At 57.9% G+C, this 2,702-nt stretch carries 2 protein-coding genes and 1 pseudogene; 2 read left to right on the top strand and 1 reads right to left on the bottom strand.

Features of this window, described 5'->3' with window-relative positions; translation table 11 throughout:
- Positions 1 to 145, bottom strand: a pseudogene (locus QOC89_RS22280) (ISL3 family transposase); the annotation flags it as partial.
- A 130-nt stretch (positions 146 to 275) separates the two neighbouring features.
- Between QOC89_RS22280 and QOC89_RS22275 the strand changes: the two are divergent.
- Together QOC89_RS22275 and QOC89_RS22270 are read left to right on the top strand one after the other, a co-directional pair.
- Positions 276 to 1,087, top strand: a protein-coding gene (locus QOC89_RS22275; protein WP_168787739.1) for an IS5 family transposase whose coding sequence is annotated in 2 segments (ribosomal slippage) — positions 276 to 615 and positions 615 to 1,087 — 813 coding nt in all. Because the reading frame shifts where the segments join, the coding sequence is not laid out codon by codon here.
- A 283-nt stretch (positions 1,088 to 1,370) separates the two neighbouring features.
- Positions 1,371 to 2,506 (top strand): IS3 family transposase gene (locus QOC89_RS22270; protein WP_416340438.1). Its coding sequence is split into 2 segments (ribosomal slippage): positions 1,371 to 1,626 and positions 1,626 to 2,506, totalling 1,137 coding nucleotides; the frame shifts between segments, so codons are not numbered across the junction.
- Positions 2,507 to 2,702 lie beyond the last annotated feature (196 nt).

The raw sequence follows: 2,702 nt of genomic DNA, 5'->3' as shown, positions 1-2,702 counted from the left end.
CGGTCGTCACGAACACGACCCGCCGCGCCTGCATGTCGGCAACCAGTGTCAGATACTCATGACCGCGCCGGTACGAGGTTTCGTCAATCGCCACCGTCGTCACCTCCGACAGGTCCGCCGACGCGAGCGCCAGTTCCACATAACGCGTTGCGTTTTCTGCTGCTCTCGCATGTCGAGTTTTCCGGCTTAGAAGCTGTTGCGAAATTAAGTTTTGGGGCTGTTAACTTTTCCGACTTGGTGTTAACTTTCTGTCTTGTTTTGCCTGACAGGAAGCGATGCCGAAAGAACTGATAGACGACGAATTGTGGTCACTCATCGAACCGCTGCTGCCTGCGCGAGCACCGCGCAATCGCCAATATGCCGGTCGAAAACCGACACCGGACCGAGCCGTTCTAACCGGCATCGTATTCGTGTTGCGCTCGGGCATTGCGTGGAACCTGCTACCGCAAGAGATGGGATGCGGTTCGGGCACCGCCTGCTGGCGACGGCTCGTGGCATGGCAAGAAGCAGGAGTCTGGCAACGCATCCACGAAGCGTTGCTGGCCGAACTGCGTCGTCGTGGCGAAATCGACCTGTCACGAGTGCTTGTGGACAGCTCGTCGATTCGTGCGATGCTGGCGGGAAAAAAACCGGCCCGAATCCAACGGACCGGCGCAAGCTCGGCAGCAAACACCACCTCATCGTCGACGCGAAAGGCCTCCCGCTCGCGGTCATCCTGACCGGGGCGAACCGTCACGACGTCACCCAGCTTGATGCACTCGTCGATGCCATTCCACACATTCGCGGCAAGCGAGGACGTCCACTGCATAAACCGCAAATCGTTCAGGGCGACCGGGGCTACAGCTCGGAACCGCACCGGCAGCGTTTGAGAGAACGCGGCATCACGCCGGTACTCGCAAAGATTGGCTCGCCCCATGGCAGTGGCCTGGGTAAAACGCGTTGGCCAGTCGAGCGCTCGATTGCCTGGCTTCACTCGTTCCGACGCCTGAAGATTCGCTACGAACGCTATGCCCATGTCCATGAAGCCTTCCTGTCTCTGGCTTGTGCCTTGATTTGCTGGACGCGACTCAAGCCAATGTTTAACTAATTTCGCAACAGCTTCTTAGTCGCTGACTGTCCGGTCCAACGTTTACTCCAGCCATAGGTCCGCAGAGGCAGTCCGGGAGTGGGTCGTCAGAAGAGCGAACCAAGCGGTGCTGTTTCTGACGTTGGGAAAGGCCGCGAACGTCGGAAAGTTCAAAGTTAAATGAACCAAAACCCGGATAGTTCAGAGTTAGGCGATCAGAGGTGGCTCCGGAAATCTGGACAGTCGATTAGGTGGAGTCGCTGGGAACTGAGATAGGCATAATGCCTAGAAAGGAAACCAGACGATGACGAAGAGAACCCGGCGCACGCACTCAGCGGCGTTCAAGGCTAAGGTGGCACTGGCAGCAGTACGCGGGGAGCGCACGCTGGCAGAATTGGCGCAGCAGTTTGAGGTTCATCCGAACCAGATCACGGAATGGAAGCGGCAGTTGCAAGAACGAGCGGCCGACGTGTTCGGCGCGGCGGTTGCGCCCGTCCATGAGCCGCCGGTGGATCTGAAGACGCTTCACGCAAAGATCGGTCAATTGGCGCTGGAGAATGATTTTTTGTCCGGCGCGCTCGGCAAGGCAGGCCTGCTGAGCGCAAAGAAATGATTGATCGTGCCCACCCGCTGCCGGTTTCGCGTCAGGTCAAGCTGGTCGGCATCAGCCGATCCAGTGCCTACTACACGCCGAGTCCGGTCAGTGCCGCGGAACTGGCGCTCATGCGCCGCATCGACGAGTTGCACCTGGAGCATCCGTTTGCCGGCGCGCGCATGTTGATGCGCCTGCTCAAGCGAGAGGACATAGTGGTCGGACGCAAGCACGTCGGCACGTTGATGCGCAAAATGGGCATCGAAGCGCTGTATCGCAAGCCGAACCTGAGCCGCAAACATCTGGCTCACAAGATCTGGCCGTACCTGCTGCGCGATCGGAAGATCGAGCGCAGCAACCAGGTGTACGCATTGGACACAACATACGTGCCTATGGCACACGGTTTCGTCTATCTCACTGCTGTGGTCGATTGGGCCAGCCGCCGTGTTTTAGCGCACCGGGTCGCGATCACGATGGAAGCTGAGCATGCGGTGGCAGCGCTTGAAGAAGCCTTCTCGAAATATGGATTGCCTGAGATTGTCAACACCGATCAAGGCAGCCAATTTACCAGTACAGTCTTCACCGACGCGGTTCTCGAGCGCGGAATCGCTTTGTCGATGGATGGCAAGGGAAGCTGGCGGGACAACGTTTTTATCGAACGGCTGTGGCGCAGCGTGAAGTACGAAGAGATATATTTGAAGGCCTACGACTCCGTCGGCCAGGCACGCAAGTCGATCGCTAACTACCTGACGTGGTACAACCAGCAAAGGCCTCATTCAAGTCTGTCGGACAAGACACCGGATGAAGCTTACTTCGCGATGCTGCCCGCGATTAAAAAGGCAGCGTGACCGCCCAGCGTTCCACTTAAAAATCGAAAAAACTGTCCGAACGAACGGGGCCACCTCTGAGCGCCGCGGGGGCACCTCGCTAATTAATGAGGCGCGGGCAGAGCTTTAGCAGGTGTGTGATGGGCTGCGCGCCCTCCCGCGTCAAGGTTTTTGATCAAGTCCGTCACGAACATAAACGCGATGAGCCATAAAACCA

It is taken from the genome of Paraburkholderia sp. (genome assembly GCF_034668105.1).
In the GTDB taxonomy this organism is placed as follows: Bacteria; Pseudomonadota; Gammaproteobacteria; order Burkholderiales; family Burkholderiaceae; genus Paraburkholderia.
The sequence above is the reverse complement of the archived record's forward strand: the minus strand, read 5'-3'. Positions and strand labels throughout refer to the sequence as shown.